At 70.0% G+C, this 13,962-nt stretch carries 14 protein-coding genes; 8 read left to right on the plus strand and 6 right to left on the minus strand.

Annotated elements, in window-relative coordinates; genetic code table 11:
- Positions 1–19: 19 nt before the first annotated feature.
- Positions 20–361, minus strand: a complete 342-nt coding sequence (locus AB0N07_RS09080; protein WP_365833575.1) for a cupin domain-containing protein — start codon at positions 359–361, stop codon at positions 20–22.
- A 171-nt stretch (positions 362–532) separates the two neighbouring features.
- Here AB0N07_RS09080 and AB0N07_RS09085 point away from each other — a divergent pair, with 171 nt between their 5' ends.
- The 4 genes from AB0N07_RS09085 (at position 533) to AB0N07_RS09100 (ending at position 6,309) form a co-directional block, all read left to right on the plus strand.
- Entirely contained in the window at positions 533–2,011 is a 1,479-nt protein-coding gene (locus AB0N07_RS09085) for a glutamate--cysteine ligase (protein ID WP_365833576.1), read from the plus strand.
- Between the two features lie 730 nt (positions 2,012–2,741).
- Positions 2,742–3,701: a LysR family transcriptional regulator gene (locus AB0N07_RS09090; RefSeq protein WP_365833577.1), complete on the plus strand. Its 960-nt coding sequence runs from the start codon at positions 2,742–2,744 to the stop codon at positions 3,699–3,701.
- Positions 3,702–3,849: 148 nt separating this feature from the next.
- On the plus strand, positions 3,850–5,820 hold the full coding sequence (locus tag AB0N07_RS09095) for a collagenase (protein ID WP_365833578.1): 1,971 nt from the start codon (positions 3,850–3,852) through the stop codon (positions 5,818–5,820).
- A gap of 207 nt (positions 5,821–6,027) precedes the next feature.
- Positions 6,028–6,309, plus strand: a complete 282-nt coding sequence (locus tag AB0N07_RS09100; RefSeq protein ID WP_365833579.1) for a hypothetical protein — start codon at positions 6,028–6,030, stop codon at positions 6,307–6,309.
- A gap of 409 nt (positions 6,310–6,718) precedes the next feature.
- Here AB0N07_RS09100 and AB0N07_RS09105 read toward each other — a convergent pair whose 3' ends face one another.
- Positions 6,719–7,003: a hypothetical protein gene (locus AB0N07_RS09105; RefSeq protein ID WP_365833580.1), complete on the minus strand. Its 285-nt coding sequence runs from the start codon at positions 7,001–7,003 to the stop codon at positions 6,719–6,721.
- Positions 7,004–7,256: 253 nt separating this feature from the next.
- Here AB0N07_RS09105 and AB0N07_RS09110 point away from each other — a divergent pair, with 253 nt between their 5' ends.
- Positions 7,257–8,015, plus strand: a complete 759-nt coding sequence (locus AB0N07_RS09110; RefSeq protein ID WP_365833581.1) for an IclR family transcriptional regulator — start codon at positions 7,257–7,259, stop codon at positions 8,013–8,015.
- 114 nt (positions 8,016–8,129) lie between these two features.
- The gene (locus tag AB0N07_RS09115) at positions 8,130–9,290 is read left to right on the plus strand and encodes a PP2C family protein-serine/threonine phosphatase (RefSeq protein WP_365833582.1); all 1,161 of its coding nucleotides are present in this window, start codon (positions 8,130–8,132) and stop codon (positions 9,288–9,290) included.
- Positions 9,291–9,309: 19 nt separating this feature from the next.
- On the opposite strand, the gene AB0N07_RS09120 is transcribed toward AB0N07_RS09115, so the two are convergent.
- From AB0N07_RS09120 to AB0N07_RS09130, 3 genes are all read right to left on the minus strand, one after another.
- The gene (locus AB0N07_RS09120) at positions 9,310–10,437 is read right to left on the minus strand and encodes a Gfo/Idh/MocA family oxidoreductase (protein WP_365833583.1); all 1,128 of its coding nucleotides are present in this window, start codon (positions 10,435–10,437) and stop codon (positions 9,310–9,312) included.
- Entirely contained in the window at positions 10,407–11,117 is a 711-nt protein-coding gene (locus AB0N07_RS09125) for a ThuA domain-containing protein (protein ID WP_365833584.1), read from the minus strand. Before AB0N07_RS09125 ends, AB0N07_RS09120 begins: the two co-directional genes overlap by 31 nt.
- Before the next feature lie 112 nt (positions 11,118–11,229).
- Positions 11,230–12,084, minus strand: coding sequence for a methyltransferase domain-containing protein (locus tag AB0N07_RS09130; protein WP_365833585.1), 855 nt, complete (start codon positions 12,082–12,084; stop codon positions 11,230–11,232).
- A gap of 74 nt (positions 12,085–12,158) precedes the next feature.
- On the opposite strand from AB0N07_RS09130, the gene AB0N07_RS09135 reads away from it, so the two are divergent.
- Entirely contained in the window at positions 12,159–12,599 is a 441-nt protein-coding gene (locus tag AB0N07_RS09135) for a helix-turn-helix domain-containing protein (RefSeq protein WP_365833586.1), read from the plus strand.
- Between the two features lie 25 nt (positions 12,600–12,624).
- On the opposite strand, the gene AB0N07_RS09140 is transcribed toward AB0N07_RS09135, so the two are convergent.
- Entirely contained in the window at positions 12,625–13,014 is a 390-nt protein-coding gene (locus AB0N07_RS09140; RefSeq protein WP_365833645.1) for a helix-turn-helix domain-containing protein, read from the minus strand.
- A gap of 148 nt (positions 13,015–13,162) precedes the next feature.
- On the opposite strand from AB0N07_RS09140, the gene AB0N07_RS09145 reads away from it, so the two are divergent.
- Positions 13,163–13,962, plus strand: an 800-nt coding sequence (locus AB0N07_RS09145; protein WP_365833587.1) for an NAD(P)H-binding protein, incomplete at its 3' end; no start/stop codon positions are given.

The following is a 13,962-nucleotide window of genomic DNA, read 5'->3' on the forward strand; positions in this document are numbered from 1 at the left end:
CCCGCAGGGCCGTGGGCGCTCATGCAAACCCGCGCCTGACGAGCATCAGCACGCCTTCGCTGCTTGTCCACGGCCCGTGCTCCATTCCCGGATGCCGGTACGCGTACATCCCCGCGGTGAACGTCTCGCCGAGGCGCAGGTCGGTCAGTGAGCCCTCGAGGAGGTACACCTCCTCGAAGTAGTCGTGCCGGACGCTGCCCTGCACGCTGGTGTCCGTCCCGGGCTCGTACCGTTGCAGCACGGTGGCGTCCCCGGTCTGCGGATCCTCGGCCAGCATCTGCTCCCACACGCCGTCGGCCGCCCCGGGCGGCCGCAGCCAGGACGCCTCGGGACGGTGGAACTCGGACTGCGGTCTGCTCATGGGCGTTGCTCCTCACTGTGTCGACCGAGTTCAGCACAGACGCCGCGCCATTCACCCTCTGTCGTACCGTCCGGCACCTCCCGTGACCGGCGGGTCGCCGACTGTGCTGGGCCGTTTCGAAGTGGGACGCTGGGACGAGAGGTATCCGCCGAGGGGACTCGGGAGAGCCCGATGGGACGTGACGTACCTGCCCTGGTGTTCACGCGCGAGGACCGCCGCCGCTACCGGGACAAGATGCACCTCTGTCTCGACGTGCTGGCGCAGATGCTGCGCGAGTCGGGCTTCGAGAGCGAGCGCCCCCAGGTCGGGCTGGAGATCGAGCTCAACCTGGTGGACGGCGACGGACGGCCCGCGATGCGCAACACCGAGGTGCTGCAGGCGATCGCCGACCCCGCCTGGTCGAGCGAGCTCGGCCGCTTCAACCTGGAGATCAACATCCCGCCCCGGCAGCTGACGGCCGGCGGGCCCGGTGCCTGGGAGCAGGAGATCCGCGACGCCCTCAACCACGCCGAGGAACGCGCCTCCGACCTGGGCGCACACATGATCATGGTCGGGATTCTGCCCACGCTGGGGGAGTCCGACGTGGGCGAGTCCGCCCTTTCCGGCGACCCGCGGTACAAGCTGCTCAACGAGCAGATCTTCGCGGCCCGCGGCGAGGACCTGCGCATCCGGGTGGACGGCGTGGAGCGCCTGTCGATGTACGCCGACGCCATCACCCCCGAGGCCGCCTGCACCAGCACCCAGTTCCATCTGCAGGTCGCCCCGAAGGAGTTCGCGCCCTACTGGAACGCGGCCCAGGCCGTCGCGGGCGTACAGATCGCCCTGGCCGCCAACTCGCCCTTCCTCTTCGGCCGCGAGCTGTGGCGAGAGACCCGCATCCCCCTGTTCGAGCAGGCCACCGACACCCGTCCGCAGGAGATCAAGGCCCAAGGCGTACGGCCCCGGGTGTGGTTCGGCGAGCGGTGGATCACCAGCGTCTTCGACCTCTTCGAGGAGAACGTCCGCTACTTCCCCGCCCTGCTGCCGCTGTGCGACGACGAGGACCCCCAGGCGACGCTCGACGGCGGCGGCGTCCCGCAACTGGGCGAACTGACCCTGCACAACGGCACCATCTACCGGTGGAACCGCCCCGTGTACGCCGTCACCGAAAGCGGCCCGCACCTGCGCATCGAGAACCGCGTCCTGCCCGCAGGCCCCACCGTGGCCGACATCATCGCCAACGGCGCCCTCTACTACGGCCTCACCCGCGCCCTGGTCGACGAGGACCGGCCGGTGTGGACGCGGATGTCCTTCGCGGTCGCCGAGGAGAACCTGCACGTGGCCGCCCGCGACGGCATCGACGCCCGCCTGTACTGGCCCGGCGTGGGCGAAGTCCCGGTCACGGAACTGGTGTTGCGGCGCCTGCTGCCGCTGGCCCACCGGGGCCTCGAACTGGCCGGCATGGACGCGACCTGGCGCGAACCGCTGCTCGGCATCATCGAGCAGCGCTGCGTCACCGCCCGCAACGGCGCCCTGTGGCAGGCGGAGACGGTCCACCACCTGGAGAAGACCGGCACCTCGGACCGCCAGGAGGCGCTGCGCCGGATGACCACCACGTACATGGACTACATGCATCTGAACGCGCCCGCGCACACGTGGCCCGTGGACTGACGTCGTGGACGTTCGTCGCCCCATACGGTCGCCACGGGCATGAACCTGTGCTGCGCCGCGTACGCCGCCGTACGTGCGTCAGGTGTGCCGGCGGGGGAGCGGGGCGCGCGTGCAGATGCCCCAGCGGAAGACCTGCCCGGCGCGTTCCAGGACACGGCACACCCGGGAGTCCCAGCCCCACCTCGTCGACCGTGAGCAGCGCTCGGTAGGCGGCGCCCTTCGAGAAGACCGCCGCGTCCGCACCCAGGCGTTGCCGCACCGACCCCTTCGGCACGGCGGCCGCGTCGAGCAGACCCGGCCGGCGCAACTCGCTTGTGGCGTTGGGGGCGAGCCGGATCCCGCCTGATCGAGGAGCGTGACCTCGTGACCGGCTCAACCCGCTGCGGCACGAAGCCAATTCGACCGTGACTTCGGTCCCCGCGTAAGGTAATCTAAAGGCAAAGGAACATTCGTCGTAAAGTAAAGGAGGCGCCGATGTTCGATCTTCGGACGGAGGCAGAGATGAGGCTGCACTCGGAAAAGACGGCCAGGGAGCTCGCCCTGAAGAAGCAGCGTGAGGAGACCCTGACGACTCCTGGCACCGGAGAGGAGAGTGCGAGCGCTGAAACGCAGCCGCCACCGACGTAGCGCGCCAGCCCATCCCCTCCGTCGGAGGGTGGCTGACCTGCGTCTTGTGTCCGGGGTGGCGTGATGGAACGCTTCCTGTCCACGGCGGCAGAGGAGCGTACGGATGGACCTGGAGCTTCGGCATCTGCGCGTCCTGTGTGCGATCGCGGACGCCGGGAGCGTGGGTCGCGCCGCCTCGGACCTCGGCTACTCGCAACCCGCCATGAGCACCCAACTCCGGCGGATCGAGCGCCACTTCGGGCAGTCGCTGTTCGAGCGCGGGACGACAGGAGTCAGGCCGACACGGTACGGCGTCGAGGTCGTCGCCCAGGCCCGCGACGTCCTGGCCCGCGCCGCAGCGATCGGGTGCCGTCCGGCCGCCGGTGCCACGAGTGGCCGTAGGACTTTGCGTGTCGCGGCGACCAACTCGCCGGTGCTGTCCGGGATGATCTCGCGGGTGCGGGCCCGGCTGCCGGACGTCACGCTCGCGGTCAGCAGCGTGTACGCCTCCTCGCGGATCGTCGAGCTCCTGGAGGACGGCGAGGTGGACGCGGCCGTGGCCGCGGACTACCCCGGGATGGAACTGAAGCATGCGGACACGGTGACCCACCGAGGGATCGTCACCGAGCCCACATTCGTGGCGCTGCCCACCCGCCATCGCCTCGGGCACCGCGCCCAGGTCTCGCTCGCCGATCTGGCCGAGGACGCCTGGTTCCTGACCCCGGACGACGGAGCAGGCTGGCCGGGCGTCTTCTACACGGCCTGCGCAGCGGCCGGTTTCTCGCCGGTCGCCGTACATGAATTCCTCGGTGACCAGCTGCAGTTGCAGAGCATGATCGCCGACGGTCTCGGCGTGTCCGTCGTGCAGGCGACGCTGCGACCGATCCCGGACGTGGTGATCAGGCCGCTGATCGGTACGCCGCTGTGGTGCCGCTATGTGCTGGCCTGGCGACGTGACGTGGTCGCCGAGGACGTGGTGGAGGAGCTGTTCCACTCCGCCGCCTGCGCATACCGCGAACTCGCCGGGAGGTCACCGCACTTGAGGACGTGGGCTGCGCGCACTTGGCGGGGGAGCGGGGCGTAGACGGAGCCGGGGGGCGGCCGGGTGTTATGGCCGAGCGCCGCACAGTGCTATGTCACATTCCATTGTTGGAGGCACTCGGCGCTGAGATGGTGCCTCACGCGCCTCACCACCCGTTTCGAGGTGCATCCCTCCGCAGAGGAGTCCAGAGATGCGCTACCTCTTCGCGCTGCCCAGACGCGCCGCCCTCAGCCTCGCCGTCTGCACCACCCTCGCGGGCCTGCTGTCGGTGCCGGCGCTGGCGGCACCCCCCGCCGGGCACGGCGCCACCCCTGCGACGCCGGCCCCGAAGGCGCCGCCGCCCACCGGCTCGACGGCCACCGTCACGGCCACCGACCATCCGGCCGTACAGGCCCGCCCGTTCACCACAGCCCAGCTGCCCCCGCTGAAGCCGACCCCCTCCCGGCCCCGGCCCGCCACGCAGACCGGACCGAAACCCAAACCGAAGCCGGTCTCGTGCACCCCGGCCGACTTCGCAAGCAGGACCGGTTCGGCGCTCGTCGCCCTCCTCGAAGCCTCGACCACAGGCTGCGTCAACACCTTGTTCGCAGTGACCGGCACCGACGCCCGCGACATCTTCCGCCAGTCCCGGATGGTCGCCGTGGCGGAGGCCTTCACGGGAGAGGCTCATCGCTATCGGGGCGACAACTCCTCCGGGATATGGCAGCTCGTGCTGTTCCTGAGGGCCGGCTACTACGTCCAGTTCAACCACCCGTCCGACGTCGGCCCCTACGGCGCACCCCTGACCCAGGCCACCACCCGCGGCTTGGACGCCTTCTTCGCCAACCGGCACTCCCGGGACGTCACCGCGGCGAACGGAGACATACTCGGCGAGACCGTCATCCTCACCGACAGTGCCGACCAGCAGTCCCGCTATCTGACGGCCTATCAGCGCCTGCTCAACGCCTACGACAGCTCCTACGACGCGGTCCCCGGCATGCTCACCGCCGTCAACGACGTCTACACCCCGCTCTGGCGCGGCAACTGGAACCCGGACTACGTCAACGCGGTGACCGCCGACCCGGGCATCGCGCGAACCCTGCACGGTTTCGCGCTCAAGCACCTGGACCTGCAGGGCACCGACCGCGCCTACCTGGACTCCAACGCCGGGATGAACGTTGCCCGTTACGTCGAACACACCGCGCTGCGCGCCACGGTCCAGCCGCTGGCCAAGGGCCTGCTGAACGCCTCGAAGATCACCGGCCCCACGGCCGGGCTGTGGGTCGCGGTGGCGACCCAGGCCGACTACTACGACCGTCCCGACTGCTCCTACTACGACATCTGCAACCTGCCCGCCCGGCTCACCGACGCGGCTCTGCCCGTCACCCACACCTGCGACGCGACCCACACCATCCGGGCCCAGGCGCTCACCTCCGCCGAACTCGACGCCGTATGCGCAAACCTCGGCGGCCAGGACCCGTACTTCCACGGCCTCGTCAAGGACGACGGCCCCGTACCGGACCAGTACTTGTCGACGGTGCAGCTCGTCGTCTTCGCCAGCCGCGCGGACTACCAGACCTACGCCGGGGCGATCTACGGAGTCAGCACGGACAACGGCGGCATCACGCTGACCGGAGACCCGGCCGACCCGGCCGACCAGCCGCTCTCGATCATGTACCAGAAGCCCTCCGACGACGGCTTCACGGCTCGTGTCTGGAACCTCAACCACGAGTACACGCACCTGCTCGACGCCCGCTACGACATGAAGGGCGACTTCACCCGGCAGACGTCGGTGCCGGACGTCTGGTGGATCGAGGGCCTGGCCGAATACGTCTCCTACGGCTACCGAGGCCTCACCGACGAGCAGGCCGTCGGCGAGGCGGGCAAGCACACCTACCGGCTGAGCACGCTGTTCCAGAACACCTACGCGAACAGCGACGTGATCCGCACCTACCCCTGGGGCTATCTCGCGGTCCGCTACATGTTCGAGAACCACCCCGCGGACATCCAGCGGATGCTCGCCCGCTTCCGGGTCGGCGACTACATGGGCGGATACGCCGTCTACGACTCCGACATCGGTACCCGCTACGACACCGACTTCGACCAGTGGCTCACGGCATGCGCCGCCGGCGCCTGCTCCGACACGCCCGCCCCCGGAAGGCGTAGTGCATCGGTGTTGTAGGCCGGACGGGGCCGAGGCCGGTGCTGGAGCGCGAGTGGCGCGCTGAACGGCGAACCGAGGTCGTGACGCCGGACTCCTGCGGATGCGCTGCGGGCCGAAATGGAGTATTGGACGTGCCCAAGATCCCAAATTACTACTTAGTGCATGTATATGCTCACACTAAGTAGTCAATCCAGGGCTTCGCGCCCGGGTGAGAAAGGGTCAACCATGCGCAGGTTTCAGCGCGCTGCGGTCGTAGCCGTAGCGGTGGCGGGGCTGTCCGTTCTCGGTGTCGGTGTCGGCTTCGCCGACGACGCCGACGGACCGCGGCAGGCCACCGAAGTCTCCCCGCAGTGGCACTTTGCTCCGGCGGTGAGTTCCAAGAAGGCGACGCCGGAGCAGGCACCCAGATACACGGTGCCGGAGTTGGATCTCAATCGGTTCATCGATGCGTTCGTCGCCCCGGTTTCCAAGGATGCCCCGGTTTCCAAGGATGCGAGCGACAAGTAGCCAGGCGCCAAGGGTGCGAGCGGCTCCGTAGCCCGCACCCCGGTCGGCCCCCATCTGTCAGAGCAGCAAAGGCAGCCCGGACGCGAGACACCCACGAGGGTGCGCGCCCGGGCTGCTGCCGTTTCCGCCACCTCCAAGGCCCGGGTGCACGCCGGTCGACGGCGACCGCACCCGGGCCTCGATCGTGTTCGGGGACAAGTGCCCGTTCCGTCACCCGGGGATCCGTGAGGAAAAGGCCTCCATCAGGGGGAGGGAAATAAATCATCTGTATTCACGAATGCCGGACCGGGACGGGTTCCCGATCCGGTATTTCGGCTTTCTGGGATCCCGGCGGACGGCCGGCTTTTCCGGGCATGGGAAAACCCCGGTGCCCCGGCTTGTGGCCGGGGCACCGGGGTGAGCTTCTGTCCTACTTGCCGCCGACGCTGTTGTTGCAGCCCATGGACGAGCCCAGCGAGGTCGACTGTGCGCCCTCGTTGCCCTCGCCGTTCAGGGCGCCGCCCAGCAGGCCGTTCAGCAGTCCGACTTGGCCGAGGATGTCCAGGTTCAGGTCGTGTGACCTGCAGGTGGTGCTCTGCAGGACGGTGTTGCCGCCGCCCTTGTCGCCGCCGTCGTGGGCCTGAGCGGTGCCGGCACCCAGGAGGCCGACGCTGACGGCGGCGACCAGGACGGCAGCCTTGCGAAGCTGGTGCATGTCATCTCCGGTGGAGTGAAGTGGATGCGACCTGCGATAGATCGACTTCGTGCAGTTGTGGAGGTTAATAAGAAATATCCCCGGAGCATCCGGCGGCGCGCCGAATTCGGGGAATCACTCACTACCCTGGTCGATGGCCCGGAAATACACCCCGTGGGTGAACCGCGACGTAAGCAGATATTGAGGCCTGCCAACTTGGCCGACTGTCGGGCGAGTTGTTGCGTGCCCTGTGCGGCTGACGCACGCTGGTCATATGGGTGAGCACGACGGCCCCACGCTGATCACCTCCGTCCAGCGGGCCTTCCGGCTGCTGGAGGTGGCGAGCGCGCACGAGAACGGCGCGCCGGCGAAGCAGCTGGCACGGGAGACGGGGCTGCCCCTGGCCACCGCGTATCACCTGCTGCGGACGCTGGTCCACGACGGATATCTGCGGAAGCTGGGCGACGGCGGCTTCGTGCTCGGCGACAGACTGCAGACACTGCAGACCACGGGCCGCGGCCAGGCGCTGCTCAGCCGGGTCCGCCCGACGCTCGCCGCACTGCGGGACGAGTTCGCGACCGCCGCCTACCTCACCTTCTACGAGGACGGCGAGATCCGTGTTGCCGAGATCGTCGACAGCGCCCGGGCACCCCGCGTCGACCTGTGGGTCGGGTTCGAGGACGCGGGGCACGCCACCGCGCTGGGCAAGTCGGTGCTGCGGGAACTGGACGACGAGGCCCGCGAGGACTACCTGTCCCGGCACCACCTCGCGGACCTCACACCGCGGACGATCACCAGCCGGCCGGAGCTGCTCCGCAGGCTGGACGCGTCACCAGTGGCCCCGGCCGTCACGGACCTGGAGGAGTACACCCTGGGCACGGTCTGCGTCGCCGTCCCCGTCTACAGCGGCGACACCCTCGGCTCGCTCGGCGTCTCCATGCCGGCGGAGCGGCTCTCCCGGCTGCCGGCGATCCGGGCACGGCTGCTCCCGACGGCGGACCGTGTGACGAGGAGCCTGTCGCTCACTATCTGAAAAACCTCTGCTTGTGAAGGCCTGGCCCCACCCCGTTTCCTGGATGAAACGGACATTTCAGTGGCGGGCCCCAGGACCGACGTGCCCCACACAGGTGAGGACTGCAGACACAAGATGAGTCAGGCCCGAGATCATGACGGCGGACACTGGCCCAACCGGTCGCTCAGGCGCGCCGTCGCGCAGCTGGCCGCGGGGGCACCCGTACTGCCTGTGCTGATCGTCTCCGTGATCGTGCTCGCCGACCTGGCCGGCGGAGCGGGGATCACCTGGCTGCCGATGCTCGCGGCCGGACCGGCCCTCGCCGCCACCACCAACGGGCCGCGCGGGGTCCTGTGCGTCGGACTCCTCGCCGCTGCGCTGGGCGGCACGCTCGGCACCCGCAACGGTGTCCCGGGCAGTGAGCTGGCGGCCGTACTGTCCGCCCTGGCGGCCGTCACCCTGGCGAGCGGCCTGGCCAGCGCGCTGCGCGGACGCCGCGAACGCGTGCTCGCCGCCGTCCGCTCGGTCGCGGAGACCGCCCAGCATGCCCTGCTCACGCCCGTTCCGGCGACCGTCGGCCCCTTCCAGGTGGCCGTCCGCTACAGCGCCGCTGCGGCCGAGGCCCGTATCGGCGGCGACCTCTACGCGCTGATCCCCACCCCGTACGGGGTGCGGCTGATCGTCGGCGACGTACGCGGCAAGGGGCTGCCGGCCGTGGGGACCGCCGCGCTGGTGCTCGGGATCTTCCGGGAGGCCGCCTACGACGAGCCCGATCTCCTGGCCGTCGTCGACAGGATCGAGCGGAGCCTCGCGCGCAACCTCGGCAGCGACGACTTCGTCACCGCCGTGGTCGCCGGATACCCGAGGGCCGGGCAGCTGGAGGTCGTGAACTGCGGACACGCACCCCCGCTGCTGGTGCGCGGGGACGGCAGCGTCACCGCGGTGGAGGCCACCCACCCGGCCCCGCCCCTCGGGCTGCGCGCGCTCACCGGTCACACCCCCGGCCTCCAGGTGCTGCCCTTCGGCGAAAGGGACCAGCTGCTGCTCTACACCGACGGCGTCACCGAGGCCCGCGACCGCGGCCGAGCGTTCTATCCGCTCCACGAGGGGCTGGCGCGCCATGTGACCGACGACCCGGCCCGCACCCTCGGCGCGCTCCACGACGAACTGCTGGCCCATGTCGGTGGCCGTCTTCACGACGATGCGGCGCTGCTCCTGATTCGTAAACCGGCCCTCGCCGAGGTCGTCGTCGGAGCGGAGCCCGGCGGCAGGGACCTGGCCTCCGAGGCCGCGTGACGGGAAGGTGCTGTCGGTTTCACCGTGCGGCGGTTCGGCCGGCGGCCGGTTCTCTCCAGCTCTCGGCGGCCGTGAGCGGAACCAGGGCCGGTGGCAGTGCCGAGGTCGTCAGCTCGATGCGGCGTCCCTCGGCCGACGAGCGGAGGAGGGCGGTCATCGTCTCCAGCACGTGCAGGGCGAGAGCGCCGCTCGCGCGAGGCGCCCGCCGCCCGTCGGCGGTGAGGAAGTCGAGCAGACCGAGGCCGCGTGCGCCGTCGACGTATCCCGCCGACGGCGGGAGTGTGCGCCACTGGGTGCCGCCGAGTTCGAAGAGCCGCACCTCGCCGTCGAAGTGGTTGGGATCCGGCACCGTGAGCGTGCCGGTCTCGCCGTGGACCTCTATCGGGGCGGCCGTGGTGGCCACACCGTCGAAGCTCGTCGTGATCGTGGTCAGGGCACCGCCCACGTGCTCCAGCACACCGGAGACATGACTGTCCACCTCGACCGGGATCCGTTCGCCCGCGCGCGGGCCGGAACCGATCACGCGCTCGGTGCGCAGCCGGCCGACCGCCCCGATCACGGCACGCACCGGACCCAGCAGATGAACCAGCGACGCGAGGTAGTACGGCCCCATGTCGAGCAGGGGGCCGCCGCCGGCGGTGTAGTAGAAGTCGGGGTGGGGATGCCAGCGCTCGTGTCCGGGGGTGACCATGACGGCCGAGGCGAACTGGGGGCGCCCGATGCTTCCCGCCTCCAGGGCCGCCCTTGCCGTCTGGACTCCGGTGCCGAGGACGGTGTCCGGCGCGCATCCCACGGCGACTCCCGCCTTCTCGGCGGCTTCCATGACGGCCTGGGCGTCGATGAGGGATGCGGCCAGCGGCTTCTCCCCGTAGACGTTCTTCCCGTGGGCGATGGCGCCCAGGGCTATCTCGGCATGGGCGGCGGGGACGGTCAGATTCAGCACCGTGTCCACGTCCGGGCTGCTCAGCAACTCCTCGACGGTCAGAGCCCGGGCGTCGGGCAAATCGGCGGCGGCCGCGGCCGACCGTGTGGCGTCGAGGTCGGCGACCGCGGTGACGCGTACGGCGGGGTGGCCGAGGAGCGTGTCCAGATATGCGCGGGAGATGACGCCGAGCCCTACGACGCCGATGCGGTGCGCGTCGCCCACAGCATGCCCCTCTCGATGACGGTGCGGACGTTCGGGTTCTCCAGCACGTCCAGGCTGTGCCCCGGTGTCGTCACCACGATCCGCCCGGCGCCCCACTGCCGGGTCCAGATCGCCGGTGAGGTGACGGGTCGCTGCCAGGGCTGCCAGGAGCGGGCGGGGTGCGTGGTGGTGGCCAGGACGTCGATCAGGTCGTCGTGGAGCACCCAGTACTGCTCGGTGCACAGCTCGAAGTCGTCGAGCCCCTCGGTGACGGGGTGCTTACGGCCGAGTTCGGTGATGTCGATGGTGTACGGCAGGAAGTTGTCCTCCGCCTCGCCCCGGCGCTCACACGGCTCCTTGCCGGGGTGGCACGCGAACTGGCCTCCGACCAGCTGGAGATAGTCGGAGGAGGCGCGGAACGAGTCGGCGACACCGCCGTGCCAGCCGGTGAAACCGGTGCCGGCCGCGACCGCCGCGCTCAGTCCCGACACCTGCTCGGCGCTGATCTCCGACATCGAGATGCACTGCACCACCAGGTCGGTGCGGGTCATCTCGGCGGTATCGGCGTAGACGTCGGTCGACTCCTCGACCCGGACCGTGAAACCGCTGCTTTCGAGGAAGGGCAGGAACAACTCGGAGGCCTGTACCGGCCGGTGCCCCTCCCATCCGCCTCGGACCACCAGGGCTTTCTTCGGCTGCATCGTGTTCCTTCACCCCGTCGTACGGAGTCCTCACTATGCGCCAGTCACCCGCGCCCGGCAACGGGCCGCCGGATACGCGAAAGTTTCGCGGCTGCGGAGCCCTCGACCCGAGTCAGCGGATGGCCGACGCGCGGCCTTCGACCAGCCAGCAGGCTGCGGTGAAGCGGACCTCCGTGCCCTGCACATAGGGGTCGAACGCGGTGCGGACCGTGTCGATGACGTGTGCGCGGGTCTGCTCGTCGACCCCGTTCAGGGCCAGACCGACCGGGCCGAGCCGGGTGAGGTAGTGGACCAACTCGCTCTCCGGCAGGGCACAGGACACGTCCACCGGCCGGATGCCGACCCCGGTCCAGCCGCTCTCCGCCAGGATGCGGCGGACCCGGTGCGGGTCCGCGAAGGCGAACTGCCCCGGCTCGTCCGGGCGGCGAACGGGCAGGTCGGGCAGCAGCGGCGCCGCCGCGCGTTCGGCCGTCGTCATGAACGGGTTCTCCGCAGGGCTGCGCCATGCGACGAACCGCAGCAGGGCCCCGTCCGTCGCGGCCCGCCGGAGGTTCGCGAACGCCCGCACGGAGTCGTTGAAGAACATGACACCGAAGCGTGAGATGACGGCGTCGAAGGCGGCGGGCTCGAAGGCGTGGTCCTGGGCGTCGCCGAGGACGAAGGACGCCGGTGTGCCCTCCCGTTCGGCGCGCGCCCGGGCGGCGGCGATCACCGGTTCGGAGATGTCGACGCCCACGCTGCGGCCCGCCGCACCGAGCCGCCGCGCGACGGCCAGCGTGATGCCCCCGGTGCCGCAGCCGACATCGAGCACACGGCCCGCGTGCCCGGTGGCCACGGCATCGACGAGCAGGTCTTCGAAGGGCTTGAACATCCCGTCCAGCACCCCCTGCAGCTCCACCCAGGCATTGCCGCCGGGCCCCTTCCAACGGGCCGCCTGATCGTCGTCGCTCCCGCGCCTGACGTCCATGAACGCCTCCTCCGCTTGCCTTCGTCCGGTCGAGATGACACCGTGCCATTTCAAGTCGACTTGAGGTAAAGAGGATGACAGAGCTGGACATCGCCGAGGTGGTGCAGCGCGCCGGAGTTCCCGCCTCCACCCTGCGGTTCTACGAGGAAAAGGGGCTGATCGCCGCGAGCGGCCGGCGGGGTCTGCGCCGTCAGTACGACCCCGCCGTACTGGAGCGCCTGGCGCTGATCGCGATGGGGCGCACCGCCGGGTTCTCGCTCGACGAGATCGCGCGCATGTTCGCGCCGGACGGACGGCCGCGCCTCGACCGTCAGGTGCTTGCGGCGAAGGCGGAGGAGCTGGACCGCACGATCCGCGAACTCGGTGTGCTGCGCGACTCCTTGCGGCATGCCGCAGCCTGTCCCGCCCCGAGCCATATGGAGTGCCCCACCTTCCGCCGCCTCCTCAAGGCGACCGCCTCGGGCGCTGGCTCCGTACCGAGGAAGCGGGCTCCGCGCTCACCGCAGGAGCGCTGACGGATCCTGCGGGAACGACAGTCCCTCAGGCCGAGTCGGCGTCGTACTCGTGCCGGGACCGCTCGACCTTTTCCAGATTGTCGGCGGACCATTCGGCGAGATGCGCGAAGAGCGGGGCGAGGCTGCGGCCGAGTTCACTGATCTCGTACTCGACCCGGGGCGGGACCTCCGGGTGGTAGGTGCGCACGACGAGACCGTCACGTTCCAGCTGCCTCAGGCGCTGGGTCAGGACCTTCGGCGTGATCCTCGCGATGCGCCGCTCCAACTCGACGAACCGCTGACGGCCGTGCGTGTGCAGGCTCCACAGGATCGGCGTGGTCCACCGGCTGAACACGATGTCCACGACCGGACCGATCGGACAGGCAACTTCAGGATCTGTCCCGGCAGTTGCCGCCTGCATGCCCTTGACCGCCATGTGCATCCCTCCGGGATAGCCACTTTCCCCTAGGTACCTACTATATCGGCGGTGTTAGCGTCCTGGAGGCGCCCGGGAAACAGCGCTCCGCGGCGTTCACGCCCGCTCCGGGCATCGACAACACACCGAATAAACAGGGGAGTTGACCGTGATCGTAGTGACGGGGGCGACTGGCAACGTCGGCCGATCGCTCGTGCAGAGCCTCGCAGCCGACGGCACGCAGGTGACCGCGACGTCCCGGGCCGTATCGGCCGCGGACACGCCGCACGGCGTCCGGTACCGACAGGCCGACCTGACCGACCCCGAGAGCCTCCGGCTGGTGTTCGACGGCGCCGAGGCGCTGTTCCTGCAGAACGGCGGTCCCAGCGCGCACCTGCTCAGCCCGCGGGACATCCTCGACGTCGCCAAGACCGGCGGGATCGAACGAGTCGTGCTGCTCTCCTCCCAAGGGGTCGTGACCCGGCCGGAGTCGGCCTCGCACGGGGGTGTCGCACGCGCCATCGAGGACGCCGTCCGGCAGTCGGGCCTGGACTGGACGATCCTGCGGCCCGGCGGCTTCAACTCCAACGCCTACGCCTGGGCCGAGTCGGTCCGCACCCGACGAGTGATCGCCGCGCCGTTCGCCGACATCGGCCTGCCCGCGATCGACCCGGACGACATCGCCGAGGTCGCCGCTGCGGCCCTGCGCGAGGACCGCCACGCCGGACGGACCTACGAGCTGACCGGGCCCACCCTCATCACGCCCCGACAGCAGGCCGAGGCGATCGGCGACGCGCTCGGCGAACCGGTGCGCTTCATCGAGCAGACCCGAGACGAGGCCCGCGCACAGATGATGCGGTTCCTCCCCGAGCCCGTGGTCGACACCACCCTCGACATTCTCGGCGAGCCCATGCCTGCCGAGCAGCGCATCAGTTCCGACGTCGAGCAGGTCCTCCATCGCGTGCCCCG

Source organism: Streptomyces sp. NPDC051172 (assembly GCF_040682555.1).
In the GTDB taxonomy this organism is placed as follows: domain Bacteria; phylum Actinomycetota; class Actinomycetes; order Streptomycetales; family Streptomycetaceae; genus Streptomyces.

Bases quoted from the DNA above. Each gene is read 5' to 3' on its own strand.
- AB0N07_RS09080 (WP_365833575.1), bottom strand. From the start codon at position 361: ATGAGCAGACCGCAGTCCGAGTTCCACCGTCCCGAGGCGTCCTGGCTG.
- AB0N07_RS09085 (WP_365833576.1), top strand. From the start codon at position 533: ATGGGACGTGACGTACCTGCCCTGGTGTTCACGCGCGAGGACCGCCGC.
- AB0N07_RS09090 (WP_365833577.1), top strand. From the start codon at position 2,742: ATGGACCTGGAGCTTCGGCATCTGCGCGTCCTGTGTGCGATCGCGGAC.
- AB0N07_RS09095 (WP_365833578.1), top strand. From the start codon at position 3,850: ATGCGCTACCTCTTCGCGCTGCCCAGACGCGCCGCCCTCAGCCTCGCC.
- AB0N07_RS09100 (WP_365833579.1), top strand. From the start codon at position 6,028: ATGCGCAGGTTTCAGCGCGCTGCGGTCGTAGCCGTAGCGGTGGCGGGG.
- AB0N07_RS09105 (WP_365833580.1), bottom strand. From the start codon at position 7,003: ATGCACCAGCTTCGCAAGGCTGCCGTCCTGGTCGCCGCCGTCAGCGTC.
- AB0N07_RS09110 (WP_365833581.1), top strand. From the start codon at position 7,257: ATGGGTGAGCACGACGGCCCCACGCTGATCACCTCCGTCCAGCGGGCC.
- AB0N07_RS09115 (WP_365833582.1), top strand. From the start codon at position 8,130: ATGAGTCAGGCCCGAGATCATGACGGCGGACACTGGCCCAACCGGTCG.
- AB0N07_RS09125 (WP_365833584.1), bottom strand. From the start codon at position 11,117: ATGCAGCCGAAGAAAGCCCTGGTGGTCCGAGGCGGATGGGAGGGGCAC.
- AB0N07_RS09130 (WP_365833585.1), bottom strand. From the start codon at position 12,084: ATGGACGTCAGGCGCGGGAGCGACGACGATCAGGCGGCCCGTTGGAAG.
- AB0N07_RS09135 (WP_365833586.1), top strand. From the start codon at position 12,159: ATGACAGAGCTGGACATCGCCGAGGTGGTGCAGCGCGCCGGAGTTCCC.
- AB0N07_RS09140 (WP_365833645.1), bottom strand. From the start codon at position 13,014: ATGGCGGTCAAGGGCATGCAGGCGGCAACTGCCGGGACAGATCCTGAA.